The 14,229-nt window shown below is 72.7% G+C and carries 12 protein-coding genes and 1 pseudogene; 4 read left to right on the top strand and 9 right to left on the bottom strand.

Going from position 1 to position 14,229, the window contains the following annotated elements:
- Positions 1-2: 2 nt before the first annotated feature.
- From P1P70_RS28375 to P1P70_RS28365, 3 genes are all read right to left on the bottom strand, one after another.
- Positions 3-929: an alpha/beta hydrolase gene (locus P1P70_RS28375; protein ID WP_319242641.1), complete on the bottom strand. Its 927-nt coding sequence runs from the start codon at positions 927-929 to the stop codon at positions 3-5.
- 228 nt (positions 930-1,157) lie between these two features.
- On the bottom strand, positions 1,158-1,769 hold the full coding sequence (locus P1P70_RS28370) for a dihydrofolate reductase family protein (protein ID WP_319242639.1): 612 nt from the start codon (positions 1,767-1,769) through the stop codon (positions 1,158-1,160).
- Positions 1,770-1,814: 45 nt separating this feature from the next.
- Positions 1,815-2,204: a VOC family protein gene (locus tag P1P70_RS28365; protein ID WP_319242637.1), complete on the bottom strand. Its 390-nt coding sequence runs from the start codon at positions 2,202-2,204 to the stop codon at positions 1,815-1,817.
- A gap of 115 nt (positions 2,205-2,319) precedes the next feature.
- On the opposite strand from P1P70_RS28365, the gene P1P70_RS28360 reads away from it, so the two are divergent.
- Positions 2,320-2,955, top strand: coding sequence for a TetR/AcrR family transcriptional regulator (locus P1P70_RS28360; RefSeq protein ID WP_319242635.1), 636 nt, complete (start codon positions 2,320-2,322; stop codon positions 2,953-2,955).
- Here the strand turns inward: P1P70_RS28360 and P1P70_RS28355 are convergent.
- The 6 genes from P1P70_RS28355 to P1P70_RS28330 form a co-directional block, all read right to left on the bottom strand.
- Positions 2,940-3,698, bottom strand: coding sequence for an ABC transporter (locus P1P70_RS28355; protein WP_319242633.1), 759 nt, complete (start codon positions 3,696-3,698; stop codon positions 2,940-2,942). The genes P1P70_RS28360 and P1P70_RS28355 overlap by 16 nt on opposite strands.
- A gap of 11 nt (positions 3,699-3,709) precedes the next feature.
- Positions 3,710-5,260, bottom strand: coding sequence for an ABC transporter permease (locus P1P70_RS28350; protein WP_319242631.1), 1,551 nt, complete (start codon positions 5,258-5,260; stop codon positions 3,710-3,712).
- Positions 5,257-6,123 carry an ABC transporter ATP-binding protein gene (locus P1P70_RS28345; RefSeq protein ID WP_319242629.1) on the bottom strand — a complete coding sequence of 289 codons (867 nt, stop codon included), beginning with the start codon at positions 6,121-6,123 and terminating at the stop codon, positions 5,257-5,259. Before P1P70_RS28345 ends, P1P70_RS28350 begins: the two co-directional genes overlap by 4 nt.
- 20 nt (positions 6,124-6,143) lie before the next feature.
- Positions 6,144-6,992 carry a zf-HC2 domain-containing protein gene (locus P1P70_RS28340; protein WP_319242627.1) on the bottom strand — a complete coding sequence of 283 codons (849 nt, stop codon included), beginning with the start codon at positions 6,990-6,992 and terminating at the stop codon, positions 6,144-6,146.
- A complete protein-coding gene (locus tag P1P70_RS28335) occupies positions 6,989-7,531 on the bottom strand; it encodes an RNA polymerase sigma factor (protein WP_319242643.1) in 543 nt (180 codons plus the stop codon). Before P1P70_RS28335 ends, P1P70_RS28340 begins: the two co-directional genes overlap by 4 nt.
- Positions 7,532-7,704: 173 nt before the next feature.
- Positions 7,705-11,058 carry a discoidin domain-containing protein gene (locus P1P70_RS28330; protein WP_319242625.1) on the bottom strand — a complete coding sequence of 1,118 codons (3,354 nt, stop codon included), beginning with the start codon at positions 11,056-11,058 and terminating at the stop codon, positions 7,705-7,707.
- 202 nt (positions 11,059-11,260) lie between these two features.
- Between P1P70_RS28330 and P1P70_RS28325 the strand changes: the two genes are divergently transcribed.
- The 3 genes and pseudogenes from P1P70_RS28325 (at position 11,261) to P1P70_RS28315 (ending at position 14,178) form a co-directional block, all read left to right on the top strand.
- The gene (locus tag P1P70_RS28325; protein WP_319242623.1) at positions 11,261-12,301 is read left to right on the top strand and encodes a LacI family DNA-binding transcriptional regulator; all 1,041 of its coding nucleotides are present in this window, start codon (positions 11,261-11,263) and stop codon (positions 12,299-12,301) included.
- A gap of 188 nt (positions 12,302-12,489) precedes the next feature.
- Positions 12,490-12,756: pseudogene (locus tag P1P70_RS28320) on the top strand (amidohydrolase family protein); the annotation flags it as partial.
- 258 nt (positions 12,757-13,014) lie between these two features.
- Entirely contained in the window at positions 13,015-14,178 is a 1,164-nt protein-coding gene (locus P1P70_RS28315) for a LacI family DNA-binding transcriptional regulator (protein WP_319242621.1), read from the top strand.
- The last annotated feature ends 51 nt before the right edge of the window (positions 14,179-14,229 follow it).

The raw sequence follows: 14,229 nt of genomic DNA, 5'->3' as shown, positions 1-14,229 counted from the left end.
GATCAGGAGGCCACGGAGGACGGCTGGGGGCGGACGGCAAGGGGGGTGAGGGTGGTCTCGCGGGCCACCAGGCAGTCTTCGAGGAAGGCGAGCGCGCGCAGATGGTAGGCGCGGGCGGCCCGTCCGAGGCTGATGTTGTGTCCGGCCCCCGGTTGACGCTCGACGCTCACCTGCGGCGCGGCCGTGAAGTGCGCGACCAGGTCGGTGAGGGCCTCGTCGTCATCGCGCCACCAGGCCTCGTGCTCGGCGAAGGTCAGCCGTACCGGCACGCGGACGCGGGGCGCCGTGGAGCGGAAGAGCAGGGGCCAGCGGGCCAGCTCGGCCCGCTCCAGGGCGGGCACGGGCTCGACGATCGAGCCGCTCTCCCGGAAGGTGCCCGAGGGATAGAGCCGCAGCGGGCCCCAACTCCTGCGCAGTTGACCGGCCTTGGGGACGGTGGGCAGTTCGTCCGGCTCGACGGCGTACAGATGGCCGCACCCGGAGATGTCGATCCCGAGCAGGTGCGGCAGGCCGGGGTCGGCAGCGGCGGCGGTGAGGGCCACCTTGCCGCCGTAGGAGTGGGCGAGCAGGAACAGGCCGGCGCCCGTGTCGTGGCGGGAGGTGAAGTCGCGCAGCGCGGCGCGCAGCGACACGGCCTGGTCCGCCAGGCCCTGCCCCTGGGGCAGCCGGGCGGCGGAGTGCCGGTAGCCCGGCCGGTCCACGGCCAGGACCGTGTGGCCGAGGCTCGCCCCCAGCGTCAGCAGCGACTGCTGGGGGTGGGCCCGGCAGTCGAAGTAGCCCGCGTTCATTCCGCCGCCGTGCACCGCGACCACGACGGCGCGCGGGCAGCCGCCGGGCGGCTCGGCGAGCAGCGCGGAGAGCGGCAGCCCGGCCGCGTCCAGGGTGATCCGGCGTACCCCGTGCGTGGACTCGTGGGCCGGTCCGGTCATGGTCGCTCTCCTCCGGGGCCTCGGCGTCGGCTGACACGGGCGGGCAGTCGGCCGAGGCCAGGGTCTCTCATCCTGCCGGTGCCCGCACCCGCGCCGCTCTCGATCAGAACGTCCGTCGCGGAGTGCCCCGCGATCCGAAGGCCGGACCCCCGCCCCGAAGAGGCGAAACCCATCTCTGATACGGCGCCAGAAGGCCAGGCCTGCTGAACGACTGTGGGCAATCCCCCGTCAGCCCCGTACCTCGGAGGCAGGCGCCCGGCGGTAGGTGAGGAACAGAACGCCGCTCTCCAGCGCGGTGTGGTCGGTGAGCTGCCAGAGACGGGGGTCGAAGGCTGTGCCGTGGGCGAACAGGGGGACGCCGTCGCCGAGGGTGAGGGGGCTGAGCTTGACGATCAGCCGGTCGATCTCCGGGTAGAGGGCGCCCGCCAGTCCCGCTCCGCCGAGCAGCCAGATGTCCTTGCCGTCCTCCCGCTTGAGTTCACGGACCCTCACCGTGGGATCGTCGGCGACCAGTTCCACGGCCGGTGCGGGAGCCTCCGCGAGCGTCCGCGAGAAGACGAGGTGACGCAGGTGCGGATAGGCGTCCGGCACTCCGGCCGCCAGCCCGATCTCGTAGCTCTTGCGGCCTTCGAGGACGGTGTCGAAGTGGGTGCCCTCGGCCGTGACGCCCAACGCTTCGCGGGCCCCGGCGGGGAGGGTTTCGGGGTACGTGGTGGCCAGGTGTTGCACGTAGTCCGGTGTGACGGGCCAGAAGCCGTCGGGGCCGGTGGGGTCCGCGCCGTCCGGCCCGGCGATGAGGCCGTCGAGGCTGGAGGCGATGTAGTACACGAGCTCGCGCATGAGGGGCCCTTCGTGGAGTGGTCGTCCTGTTTTCGGTGCCGGTGGTCACGCCGTGGGGGCGGTCCACTCCACGAACTGGACAACCACACCGTTGGGGTCGGTGATCTGGAAGAGGCGTTCGCCCCACGGCTCTTCCCGCAGCGGCATGGTGATGTCGACGCCCGCGGCCCGGAGCCTGTCCTCTTCGTGGGCGATGCCCGAGTCGAGGGTGAACGCGAGGATGAGCCCGCCGGCGCGCTGATCGCGCTGGTCGGTCGGCAGGATCTCCGTGCCGCGGCGCAACAGGACGATGTCGGCCGCGGCGTCGGGACGGCTCAGCGCGGAGAAGCCGTCCGCCGCCATGCGCTCGTCGTAGCCGAGGTGGGTGGTGAAGAAGGAGCGGGACGCGGCCACTTCGTCGACGGTGAGGGAGACGGTGGAGGCGGTGATCTGCACGCGGGTTCCTTCGGGAGTGGTCGGGGACACGGGCAATAATTACGTTGGACGTAAAATTACATCGAGACACCCAGTGCAGTCAACATATTTTTACTACGAGGGTAAGATTGCCCTCATGAGTATCGAGAGCGCAGGACTGCGCGAGTCCAAGAAGCGCGAGACCCGGCAGTTGATCTCCGACCACGCCACTCGGCTCTTCATGGCGCAGGGCTTCGAGGCGACGACCATCGCGGAGATCGCCACCGCCGCCCGCGTCGCCAAGAAGACCGTGACCAACTACTTCCCGCGCAAGGAGGACATGGCCCTCGACCATCAGGACGCCTTCGTGGCGGGCCTGGCCGAGGCCGTGGCGGCCCGCCCGGCCGGGGAGTCCGCCCTCGGGGCGCTGCGCCGTGCCTTCGAGGCCGGTGTCGCCGCTCAGAACCCGGTCATCGGCTTCGCGGGCCCGGACTTCTCCCGGATGATCCACGAGAGCCCGACCCTCTCGGTCTGCCTGCGCACCCTGCACGACCGGCGCGAGGAGGCACTCGCCGCCGCCCTCGCCGAGACCACCGGTTCCGCCGCCGACGACATCACCGCGCACACCGCCGCGGCGCTGCTCGCAGCGGTGCACCGTGTCCTGTTCCGGCGTATCCAGGAGTTGACCCTCGCCGGCCGCGCGAACGACGAGATCGCCGCGGTCGTCGCGCGCGAGGCCGCCGACGCCTTCGACCTGCTGGAACCGGCCCTCGGGCACTACGCCGCGGCCTGAGCCCGGCCTCCCGGGTTCGGGCGACGCCGCCACCGACGCGGACGGCGTCGTCGGCGGCGCGGCTCGGGGGCGCACAGCAGCCAGGCGGCCAGGGCCGTGCCGAGCACGGCGGCCCACACCACATGGGCGTCGTCCCAGCGCGGGTCGACCGGGGCCACGAAGAGGGTGAAGCGGGGCGGGAGGAGCACGCCGGCCGTGATCGGCAGCGCCAGTACGGCGCCGGCCACGGCGGGCCCCGGTACCCGTACCTCGCTGAACCGCACCGCCGCCGCGGCCAGGGCGAGTCCCAGCGCGCACAGGGCACCGGCCTCGACGCTCACCGCACCCGCCGGCAGCGCGGCCCACCGCGCGGGGTCGGCACCGGCCCGTACGACGGCCAGCACCGCCACCCACCACACCACGACGGCGGGCGACACGACGGCCGCACGCAGGGCCTGGCGCAGCGGACGCGGCACGGAAGGGACACCGGTGGTGTGCCGGGCCGGATCGTCCAGGACGAAGGCCGTCCCCACCGCCCCGCACAACGCCGCCGCCCGCACCACGGTGACCAGCACCTCCGCCGGGAGGTCCATGGAGAACAGCGCCGGTACGGCGGCGACGGCCAGCCCGAGGGCCCACCCGGCGGTCATCGTCGTCCACGGCAGCGACCGCGCCGTGGGCCGGACCAGCGCCGCGGCCACGGCGGCCGCCGCGCCCACGGGGAGCTGCCGTCCCCCGCGCACGGGTGGTTCCGTCGTACGCATGGACCCGTCCGTCACGCGCACTGGTACTCCCGGTCGTCGGCGCTCTCGGCCGGAGCGGTGACACCCAGCAGGGCCGCCGCGCGGTCGGTGGTCGTGCCGGGTGCGGACAGCTCCGCCCAGGACGCCTTCACCTTGCGTTCCACCTCTCCCCCGGGCTGGTCGAACAGCGCCTGGACCACGGCGAGTTCGCGGCCTCGCAGGGCGACGGCGGTCGCCGGGGCCTGGATCACGCCGGGGCTGTTGTAGCTGTCGCCGGTCTTCTCGAACATGGCCTCGCCGTCCCGGGTGGCGCGGACCGCCAGCCACACCATCAGCACGCCGCGCGCGTCGCAGTACACCCCCTCGTAGCGCTCGTGCCCCACGACGAGGCCCCGGGCGACACTCGCCGCGAACTCCAGTTCCCGTTCACCGCCCCACGCCGTGGTCGCCGTCAGCTCACCGGGCGCGGCGGGCGGCGGCTCCGCGGTGCCCGACGGTCCGTCGAGGGCCGCGACCCTCTGCCGTACGGTCAGCGCCCGGGACGCGTCCGGTGCGCCGGCCAGCGCCCGCACCCGGTCCGTGACCCGGGCCCACTCGCCGGTCCAGGGGGTGAACTCGGGGAAGGCGCAGTACGTCGTGGTCCCCCGCCGCTCGCAGTCCTGCAGCTTCGCCGGGTCGCGGGTCGCCACCTGCCGGGCCTCGCGCACCGCGTCCGAGGGCGCCGTGCCCTGGAGGACGACGGCCGTCACGACGACACCGAGGGCGCCCAGGGCGGTGGCCCGTACCGCGCGCGTCCGGCCGCCGCTCAGCAGCACCGCCCCGGCCGCCACCAGCACCGCGAGCGCCAGCAGGTACAGCGCGTGCGCCGCCGCGGGCCTGCCCAGCAGGTCGGACGGCAGCGGCCTGGAGCCCTCGTCGAACAGCACGGGGGTCATGCCCCGAAGCCAGGCCGGGCTGCGCGAGTCGGCGACGAAGACCATGGACACCGCCAGGAAGGCGATCACGGCCAGCGGGGCCACGAACGCCGACCGTGCGACCCGGGCGAGCAGCACTCCGAGGGCCGCGGGCAGGAGGATCAGCAGCGGACCGGTCAGCAGCTCGGACACCGAGCCGCGGCCGACCGCCCCGGGCTTCAGAGCGGCCGCAGTGAACTGTCCGGCCACGATCAGCGCCCCCACCAGAACCGTCGGCAGCGCGGACAGCACATGCGCGACCGTGCGCCGCCACGGCGGCAGGACCAGCACGGTGAAGGTCGCGTCCGTGCCCCGCCGGTGGGAGCGGAGCACCGCCTGATTCACGGCGACCATCACGGCCAGCCCCAGCATCAGCTGTCCAAGCTGGGTCTCGCGGTCGATGTCCTGGAGGACCGGATAGGCGTCCTCCGGCTCACCGCCGGGCCACAGCACGAGCGTCAGGTACGCCACCAGCGCGATCAGCACGAGGGGGTTGAGCAGCAGCCGCCGCGCCTCCACCCGGGCGAGCGCGAGCATGGCCCGCCGCCCGCTCCGGACCCGTACCGGATGCGGCTCCGGTCGCGGCTTCGGCTGCGACTCGGCCGTACGGCTCCCGGTCGCGGCCGTCATGCCGCCACCTCCGCCACCGGGTCGCCGCCGAGTGCCAGCAGATAGCCGTCCTCCAGCGTCGGTTCGACCAGCCGGGCGCCCGCGGGCGGGTCCCCGACGTTGCGGAACTCGCCCGTCCCGGTGCGCCATCCGGCTCGGGCGCCCGGCTGCCGTTCCCCGCTGTGCCACACCCGGCCGTCCGCCACCGCCGTCAGCCCGGCGGCCGTGCCGTCGAACCGGACGCCGCCCTTGTCCATCACCACCACCCGATGGCAGAGCATCGCCACGTCCTCGGTCTGGTGCGTGGACAGCAGCACCGTCCGGCCCTCGCCGGCTTCGGCGATCAACTCCCGGAACCTCATGCGCTGTTCGGGGTCGAGCCCGACCGTGGGCTCGTCCAGGACCAGGAAACCGGGGTCGCCGACCAGGGCCGCCGCGAGGGCGACGCGCTGTCGCATGCCGCCGGAGAGCCGCCGTATCCGCTTGCCGCGCTCGTTCGCGAGACCGACCGCGTCGAGGACCCGACGGGCCTCGGCGTGCCGGGCGCCCCGGTCGGTCAGCTCCTTGAGGATCGCCACGTAGTCGATGAACTCGAAGGCGGTGAAGTCCGGGTGGAATCCGGGGTTCTGCGGCAGATAGCCGAGGTTCCTGCGCGCGTCCTGCCGTCCGTGGACCGTGCTCGGGTCGTGCCCGAGGACGGTGAAGGCGCCGTGGTCGGGGGGCGTCGCCGTCGCCAGGATCCGCAGCAGCGTCGTCTTGCCCGCCCCGTTCGGCCCGAGCAGTCCCGTCACCCCCTCGGTGAGCCGCAGTGTGACGTCGTCCACCGCTCTCGTACCGCGATAACTCAGGGTCAGCCCGGCGGCCGAGACCGTGGGTCGTGTCATGACAGCCTCCTGGCTGTGGATCAAAGGGATCGAGGACGTCGTGGAGACCGGAAGGAAGGGCCCCGGGCGCGGCCGCTGTCGAAGCGGTCCCGGGCCGCCACCAGCAGCACCGACGCCAGCACGGCGACCCCGGCCGCCGCGCCCTGGCCCTGCGCGGTGAAGGGCAGCGGTGTGCCGGAGGCCAGCAGTCGGCTCAGTACCACCAGGGCGGTCCAGCCGGTGCCGACGAGCACGGGTGCGAGGACGGGTCCCAGGCGGGCCGTCAGCGCGACGCCCGTCGAGGTCAGCGCGAGCGCCGGCAGCAGCCAGCCGAGTGCCGCCAGGCCGAACGACGGCAGGGCCAGACTCGCCAGCGCGCTCAGTGCCGTCGTCGTCGCCAGCACCGCGACCGTCCGCACCATCAGCAGCCGGAAGGTGTGCATCGGCGCGACCACGGCCGTCTCGTACGTCGGGTCGAGGCCCGGCCCGAAGGAGACCGCCACCCCCGCCAGCGGCAGCAGCGGCGCCGTGGCCAGGAGCATCAGCGGTGACGCGGCGACGCCCACGCCGACCGCGAGCAGCAGTGTGAGCACCACGGCGCCGAGCCAGGAGCGGCGCAGCACCGGGGTCGCGGCAAGCAGCCGGGCGGTGTGGTCGGCCGCCCCCAGCCGGATCAGGAGCGACTCGACGGGTCCGGGCCTCGGTGCGTCCAGCGCGGCGTCCAGCCGGGCCCAGCCCGCGCTGATCTCGTCGGGCGGGACATGGGCCGAGAGCGCGGCGCGGCAGTCGGCGCAGGCGGCGAGGTGGGTCTCGACGGACCACAGCCGGGGGGCCGTCAGCGTGCCGTAGGCGTACTCCCGCAGGTCCCCGTCGTCGGCGTGCCAGCTCATGTCAGGCCCTCCCGCAGTTGCTTCCGGGCGCGCATGGCCCGGGTCTTGACCGTGCCCGGGGGAATGCCGAGCAGGACCGCCGCCTCACGTGTCGTCAGGCCGTCGATCACCGTGGCCTGGAGGACCGCCCGCAGTTCCGGCGAGAGCCCGGCCAGCGAGCCCGCCAGGTCGCCGTGCTGCACCCGGGACAGCACCTGTTCCTCGGCCGACACCTCGTCGCGCTGCCGCAGCCGGGCGAGCACCTGGCGCAGTCGGCCCCGGGCGCCGTCGCTCCGCAGCGCGTCCACCAGGCGCCGCGATCCGATGCGCCACAGCCAGCCGGCCACGTCGCCTTCCCGGTGGTAGCGGGCGGCTCCCCGCCACACGTCGAGGAACGTCTCCTGCACGACGTCGTCGACCAGCACCGGATCGGCGCACCGCCCGCGCAGCCGCAGCACGAGCCAGGGCGCGTACCGGCGGTACAGCTCCTCGAAGGCGCGACGGTCCCCGTCCGCGACCGCCCGCATCAGCTCGGCGTCGCCCGGACTCCCCCGTTTCATTTCGCTCACACCCCCTCATCGGACGGGAGGCCCCGAGCGGTTCACGCCGCGACGAACGAGGTCCTCCGGAAGGGGAGTCGACCACGGCGAAGGACGAAGGGCTCCCGCACGAGACGTACGCGATGTACGAGACGTCCTCGTGGGGAGCCCTTCGGCGCAGGGGGGCGGGTGCGTCAGCCGACGCGGATCTCCGCGAGCTGCAGGCGGTACTTGGCGGACTCGTCGGTGGCGGGCCTGCCGAGCTTGGTGACCCTCAGCCGGAGGTGGCGGCCGGTGGCGGAGGTGAGGGTGTAGGTCCGGGCGGCTCCGTCGGGGTTGGGTTCGCCGGTGACGGTGCGGGCGGTGGTGTAGGAGGTGGCGCCGTCGAGGCGGGTCTGGATCGTGAAGTCGACCGGGAAGCCCGCGGTGCCGCCGCCCGCGCCGGCGGTGTCCGTGCGCGGGTGGAGGGTGACGGTGCCGACGGCCCGGTCGGCGCCGAGGTCGACCTCGATCCACACGGGTGTCTCGCCGACATCGGCGGAGGGGAAGTCGATGCTGGTGAAGCCCTTGGCGCCGGCCGCGCTGGTGAGGGTGCCGTCCAGGATCCGGGTCTTGCCCCAGTCGCCGTTCTCCAGTGTGCAGTTGCCGGTGACCGTGGTCGCGGCGGTGGGGACCGTGAGTTCGGCGAGCTGGAGGCGGTACTTGGCGGTCTCGTCCGTGGCGGGGGTGCCGAGCCGCGTGACCTGGAGCCGCACGTACCGGGCGGTGGTGGTCCTGAAGCCGTACGTCTGGACGCGGCCGTCGGGGTCGGCCTGCCCGGTGACGGTGCGGACGGTGGTGTAGGCGGTGGACCCGTCCGCGCGGGTCTGGATCGTGAAGTCGACCGGGAAGCCGGCCGTGCCGCCCCCGGCGGCCGGGGTGTCGGTGCGGGGGAAGAGGCGTACGGCGTCGAGGTCGGTGTCGGCCCCGAGGTCCACCTCCACCCACACCGGCGTGCCGCTGACGTCGGCGGAGGAGAAGTCGTTGCTGGTGTAGCCCCGGGCGCCGCTGAGCTTGCCGTCGGTGAGCCGGTTCCGGCCCCATTCGGCGTTCTCCAGGCTGTTGTTGCTGGTGACGGGCCGGGAGAGCGCGAGGTCGTCGAGTCGGCCCGCTCCGGTGACCGTGAACGTCCACGCGCCCGGCTGGAGCAGGAAGTAGACGTACGAGGCGTCCTTGCTGTCGTAGGTCAGGCCGCTGACGCTCCCGGTGGAGGAGCCGCCGGTGAAGACGGTGGTGTCGTTCGCCTTGACGACCGGGGACGAGCCCCCGTACGTCGGGACACCCACGCGCGCGGTGGTCCCGCTCGGAGACGTGAGGATGAGGGTCGCCTTGGTTCCGTCGCGGGTGATTCCGAAGCGGATGTCGCCCTTGCCCGTGGGCACGACGGTGTTGATCTTCGTCAGGGTGCCGGTCTGCGGGACGGCCTCGTACCGGCTCCAGCCGGGCTCGGTGGGGCGGACGCCCGCGGCGTAGGCGGACAGGGCGTACAGGGGGCCGCCGTTCCAGGCGTGGTTGTCGGTGCCTTCGGACTTCGTCCACAGCTCCCACAGCGTGTAGCAGTCGGGGTCGGTGACCTGGGCGGCGAAGCGGTTGCGCATCCGTTCCTCGGCGACCGTGGCCGCGCCCATGAGGTAGAGCGCTTCGAGGACGTAGAACTCCATGTAGGGGCTGGCGTTGAGGTGTGTGCGCAGCACCTCGGTGATGGCCCTGTATCGCGAGGCGGGGGCGAGGCCTGCGACGACGGCGAGGCCGTTGGCGCGGTCGTCGGTGTCACGGGTGTAGCCCGGGGAGCGGTACTCGCCCCGGGAGGAGTTCCACAGGACGCGGTCGAAGTTGGCCTTGATGCTGTCGCGCCGGGACTTCCAGCCCGCCACGTCGCCGGTGTTGCCGCTGAGGTCGGCGAGCTTGGCGGCGGTGTCCAGGGCCAGGTGGTACCAGCAGTTGTCGAGGACGCGGGCGTCGATGTTCGAGCCCCAGTCCTCCCAGTCCCAGTCGCCCGCCCGGTGGTTGACCAGGCCGTCAGCGTCCAGGGTCCACAGGTCGAGGTACTTCTTGACCGCCGGGTAGGCGACGGTGACGGCGGCCTCGTCGCCGGTGTAGAGGTAGTACGTCCAGAAGGACCACACCGACGCCAGCATCTGGACCGGCAGTTCCGCGGTCCAGATCGTCGTGGGGACCGGGGAGTAGAGCTGGCCGCCGGACTTCTGCCAGGCGGCGAGCTGGGCGATGGCCTTCTTGCCGAGGGCGTGGGACCTGGTGTCGAAGGTGTAGAAGCCCTCCTTGAGCTGGTTGACCACGTCCCCCCACCACTGGGCGCGCTCACGTGTGGGGCAGTCCATGTAGTTGTCGCGCATGTTGACGTACATGGTGCGGGCGGCCTTGGTCCACAGCGTGTCCAGGAAGGCGTCGCTACTGCCGAACGACCCGGCGAAGTCGGTGTCGTAGCCCGACTCGCGGTACTTCAGCTCCAGGATCGTCACGTCCGAGGGGATGGTGTACCGCACGGCCGTGCCGCTCATCCAGGCCAGTGACTCGAACTCCTGCACCCCGCCTGCGCACACGTAGGTGGCGCGCATGTTGTACTGCGTCCCGGGTTCGATGCCCACCAGGCCCGCGCCGTCGTCGTAGTGGTCGGTCTGGATGCCGATCACGGCACCGGCCGGCGCGTCGACCTTCAGGAACGGGGTCACCTGGATGTTCGACGGCAGCGTGGCCGAGATCGCGGTGGACCCGCGGCCCGTGGTCGGCAGCGTCGAGGCGTTGGAGTAGGTCTTCAGGCCGGAGTAGCGGAACTGCGGGATCGGGCGCTCGACGAGACCGTTCCAGGGCGCGGCGCCCGCGGCACCGAAGTCGGTCGACGCGGTCCAGGCGCCGTCGTCGAAGCCGGGCGAGCGCCAGCCGGACATGACGGCGGCGGCGCGGGCGTCGTAGTGGACGTTCGACTCGGGCAGCCGGAAGTTGACCTGGGTGCCGCTGGTGTTGTTCGAGTAGCCGGGGTGGACTCGGTGCTTCCAGCCGGTGTCGCTGACCAGGCGGGTGGTGTTCGAGCCGATCTCGATGTCCGACTGGAAGAGCAGTCCGCCCTTGCCGCTGCTGTTGTGCGAGAAGCCCTGCTTGCCGAAATACCACACCAGCAGCGCGACCGTGTTGCCGCCGCTCTTCAGGTAGGGGGCGAGGTCGATCTCGTCGTAGTAGGTGTCCGTGCGGTTGGGGCCGCGCTTGAGGCCGCCCTCGAAGACCACCAGGGTGCCGTTCACCCACAGCCAGTACTTCGAGTCCGCGGCGATCCGGGTGACGGCCTTCGAGGGCGCCGACGCCAGGGTGAACGATCTGCGGAAGGCCACCCACTGGTTCGCGGTACTGGTCGGGGCCCAGATCCACTTCGCGGTCCAGGAGACGGCCGCGGACGCCGTGGACGCGAGCCCGGGCAGCACGAGGGAGCCCAGGGTGGGAGCGAGGGCCACGGCTATGGCCGAGCGCAGAGTGGACCGGCGGGTGATCTCGGGCATGGCGGCTCTCCTAGGGCGATGACTCAGCGGCTGCTTGAATCGATTCAATCCAGGGTCACATGCGGCCCATTCGTAAAACGTGCCACACGGGGAACGCCCAAAGATTGAGGTGAGGGGCACCCGGCCGTCAAGCACTTGGCGGGTAACGTTCCGGAACGCCGCCGAGGCGTGGCGGTGCGTGACGACGGAGGTGGGGACCCCAGTGCAATCAGCCGGCGGCTCGAGGAGAGCCACGATCGCCGATGTCGCGCGCAGCGCGGGCGTGTCCACCTCGGCGGTGTCGAAGGTGCTCAACAACTCCTACGGGGTGAGCCCCGCGATGCACGAGCGGGTGCGGACGGCCATCGCCGAACTGGGCTACCGCCCGCACGCGGCGGCGCGCGGCATGCGGGGTCGCACGTACACGCTGGGCGTCCTCCTCGCGAGCATCCGCAACCCCTTCTACGCCGACCTCCTCGACGGTGTGAACACGGTCCTGCGGGAGACGGAGTACGCCCTCTTCCTCGGCTCCAGCGGTTCGTCCGAGAGGGAGGACCAGACCAGACTGATCCACGCCATGGCGGACCGGCAGATGGACGGCCTGATCCTGATCGCGCCCGCCGTCCCGCGCACGGAGGTGGAGCGCCTGGCCGCCGAGGTGCCGACGGTGGTGATCGGCCACCACGACCCCTCCCCGGCGTACGACTGCGTGGTCAACCAGGACGGGGTGGGCGTCGACCTGGTCGTCGACCACCTCGTGGGCCTCGGGCACCGGGACGTGGCCCATCTGTCGCACCCGACGGTGCGCGGCACCGGGTGGGAGCAGCGGCCCGAGCACCACGTCCGGGCCGCCTACCGTGCGGCGATGGCCCGGCACGGGCTGGCGGACCTGGCCCGGATCGAACACTCCGGCTACTCGGACGAGGGCGGGTACCGGGGCGCGATGGCGCTCCTCACCTCCGCGCGCCCGCCCACGGCGATCTTCGCGGGCGCGGACGTCGCCGCGACGGGCGTCTTCCGGGCCGCCGCCGAGCTGGGCCTGCGCATCCCCGAGGACCTGTCGCTGGCCGGCTACAACAACACCTCGGTCGCCGCGCTGGCCCCGGTGAGCCTGACCAGCGTCGACCAGGCGGGCACGATGATGGGCGAGACCGCGGCCCGCCTGCTCCTGGAGCGCATCGAGAGACGCCGCGACCGGGCCGTGGTCATGGCGTCGACCCCGCACCTGGTACCGCGCGGCAGCAGCGGCCCACCCCGCCACTGACCCGCGCCACACGGCGCTGAGTCGTTTCAGACGTAAATCGTTCCACGAGCGATGTACACAGCTGGCGGGCGCCCGCACCGGCCACGTGTCCCCGGTCGACCGGGCCGGGTTCACCTCCTCGGTGCGCGCGCCGCCAGGGCCGGCAGGAGGAGGTCGACCGCGTGCTCGAAGGAGCTGTCGCCCATGGCGTCGCCCCGGACGCCCCCGAGGGCACCCGGGAGTTCCTGCCCGGGCAGCGCCTCGACCTCGGCACCGCCCTCGCCGCGTACACGGCGGGCAGCGCCTGCGCCAACCACCTCGACGCCCTCACCGGCAGCGTCACCGTCGGCAAGGCGGCCGATCTGGTGGTCCTCGACCGTGACCCGTTCACGCGCCCGGCCGACGAGATCGCGGCCACCCGGGTCCTGCAGACCTTCGTGGACGGACGACGCGTCCACGCGGCACCCGACGCGTGACGTGCCGCCATCCGACGCGTGACGTCCCGGCGCCCCACACATGACGTTCCGGGCGCCCCACGCATGACGTCCCCGGCTCCCGACGACCTGCGCCCCGCGGCTTGCGGGGCGTAGGTCCGGCCGCACCACCGATACGTGCCGAACCCCTTGACGGCCGCCGTCTGACTGCGTAGACATGACTACGCAGACATGACGGCGCAGTCAGAGAGGCGATGTCTGACATCATTGGGTCGGTTCGTGCGGTCACCGGGAGGCATCATGACGCGAGGTACGGGGCGGGGCGGGAGCCCCGCGGCGCCGAGCAGCACGGATGTGGCTCGGCTGGCCGGGGTCTCGCAGAAGACCGTGTCGAGGGTCCTCAACGACGAACCGTACGTCTCCGCCGAGGTGCGCAGACGGGTCACGGAAGCCGCGGAGCAGCTCGGTTACCGGCGCAACAACGCCGCCCGGGCGCTGGCCTCGGGCCGGACCCGCTCCATCGGGGTGGTGACGCTGGGGACGGCCCTGTACGGCCCGGCCTCGCTGCTCATGGGGGTCGAACGGGTCGTCCGGGACACGGGTTACGCGCTCCGCGTGGTCAACACCGTGGAGGGGGACCCGGCCGGTATCGCCGGTGCGGTGGACTCACTGCTCGACCAGGGCGTGGACGGTGTCGTCATCTCCGAGCCGATCGACGAGGCGGACGAGGACGGGGACACGGCACCGCGTCTCTCCGTGCCGGTGCTGGTCATCGGCGCCCCGCCGTTCGTCACCGCGCCCGCGGTGCTGACCGCGGGCGACGGGGCCGATCTGATGGCGCGTACCGCCACCGAGCACCTGCTGGCGCTGGGCCACACGACGGTCCATCACCTCGCGGGTCCGCAGCGGTGGTACGCCGCGCGGGACCGTCTGGAAGGGTGGCGGGCGACTCTCACGGCACACGGGAAGGACGTGCCCGAGGTCGTCACGGGTGACTGGTCGGCCGCGTCCGGCTACACCGCCGGACGCGCGCTGGCCGAGAACCGGGACGTCACCGCCGTCTTCTGCGCCAACGACGACATGGCGATCGGTCTGATCCGCGCACTGGCGGAGGCCGGACGCCGGGTACCGGAGGACGTCAGCGTCGTCGGCTTCGACGACATCCCGGTCGCCGCCTATGTGACTCCTCCCCTGACCACGGTGCGGCAGCCGTTCGACGCCGTGGCCCAGGAGGGGCTCAAGCGGCTCGTGCACGCCATCGAGAACCCCGACGCGGACCCGTTGCCGCCGTGCGACCCGCCCATCGACCTCGTCGTCCGCGCCTCGACCGCGCCACCACCGAGCCGGACGACCCCGGCTCGCGGCCGGCGCGGGCGATGGGCGGATGGAGAGGTCGATGGGCGGGTCGCACGGCGGCACCGGGTCCGCGTCGGGGTGCTCGGTTGGATGTACGGGCCGCTATAACGCCTCCTCGGCACGTATATATAAAACAACTGAAACTGCGAGCGAAGAGCA

The sequence above is a fragment of the Streptomyces sp. MB09-02B genome (assembly GCF_033794485.1).
In the GTDB taxonomy this organism is placed as follows: domain Bacteria; phylum Actinomycetota; class Actinomycetes; order Streptomycetales; family Streptomycetaceae; genus Streptomyces.
This window is presented reverse-complemented; position numbering and strand designations above follow the sequence as displayed.

Bases quoted from the DNA above. Each gene is read 5' to 3' on its own strand.
- P1P70_RS28375 (WP_319242641.1), bottom strand. From the start codon at position 929: ATGACCGGACCGGCCCACGAGTCCACGCACGGGGTACGCCGGATCACC.
- P1P70_RS28370 (WP_319242639.1), bottom strand. From the start codon at position 1,769: ATGCGCGAGCTCGTGTACTACATCGCCTCCAGCCTCGACGGCCTCATC.
- P1P70_RS28360 (WP_319242635.1), top strand. From the start codon at position 2,320: ATGAGTATCGAGAGCGCAGGACTGCGCGAGTCCAAGAAGCGCGAGACC.
- P1P70_RS28355 (WP_319242633.1), bottom strand. From the start codon at position 3,698: ATGCGTACGACGGAACCACCCGTGCGCGGGGGACGGCAGCTCCCCGTG.
- P1P70_RS28350 (WP_319242631.1), bottom strand. From the start codon at position 5,260: ATGACGGCCGCGACCGGGAGCCGTACGGCCGAGTCGCAGCCGAAGCCG.
- P1P70_RS28345 (WP_319242629.1), bottom strand. From the start codon at position 6,123: ATGACACGACCCACGGTCTCGGCCGCCGGGCTGACCCTGAGTTATCGC.
- P1P70_RS28340 (WP_319242627.1), bottom strand. From the start codon at position 6,992: ATGAGCTGGCACGCCGACGACGGGGACCTGCGGGAGTACGCCTACGGC.
- P1P70_RS28335 (WP_319242643.1), bottom strand. From the start codon at position 7,531: ATGAAACGGGGGAGTCCGGGCGACGCCGAGCTGATGCGGGCGGTCGCG.
- P1P70_RS28330 (WP_319242625.1), bottom strand. From the start codon at position 11,058: ATGCCCGAGATCACCCGCCGGTCCACTCTGCGCTCGGCCATAGCCGTG.
- P1P70_RS28315 (WP_319242621.1), top strand. From the start codon at position 13,015: ATGACGCGAGGTACGGGGCGGGGCGGGAGCCCCGCGGCGCCGAGCAGC.